Genomic DNA, 476 nt, shown 5'->3' on the forward strand with positions numbered 1-476 from the left:
TTGGTTGAACCGGTGTGACGACACGGTCTGAATGATCTTGAGGGGAGGACCTCTCGGGAGTGCTGTGGAGCTGTCTGACGGCACCCATCACCACCGGGAGGTCCTCCGTGGCCCACGCTAACGCGGCACTGACCCCGCGCGGCCGATTGAAGCTCGCGCGTCTGATCGTCGAGCAGAACTGGCCGATCGCGCAGGCCGCGCTCCGCTTCCAGGTCTCCTGGCCGACCGCGAAACGGTGGTCGGATCGCTACCGCGAGCTCGGCGAGGCCGGCATGACCGACCGGTCCTCACGGCCGCACCGCATGCCCCGAACGACGCCGCGGCCGGTGATCCGCAAGATGGTGCACCTGCGCTGGAAGCAGCGCCTGGGCCAGCTCGAGATCGCCGCCCGGCTCGGGCTGGCGGCCTCCACGGTGCACCTGTGGCTACGCCGCTGCGGCATCAGCCGGCTAGGCCACGTCGACCGGGCGACCGGG

At 70.2% G+C, this 476-nt stretch carries 1 protein-coding gene; it reads left to right on the forward strand.

Going from position 1 to position 476, the window contains the following annotated elements; all coding sequences use genetic code 11:
- Window positions 1-107: 107 nt before the first annotated feature.
- Window positions 108-476, forward strand: a 369-nt coding sequence (locus QSK00_RS30310) for a leucine zipper domain-containing protein (protein ID WP_285597269.1), incomplete at its 3' end; no start/stop codon positions are given.

The organism is Actinomycetospora sp. NBRC 106378 (assembly GCF_030269685.1).
Taxonomy (GTDB): Bacteria; Actinomycetota; Actinomycetes; order Mycobacteriales; family Pseudonocardiaceae; genus Actinomycetospora.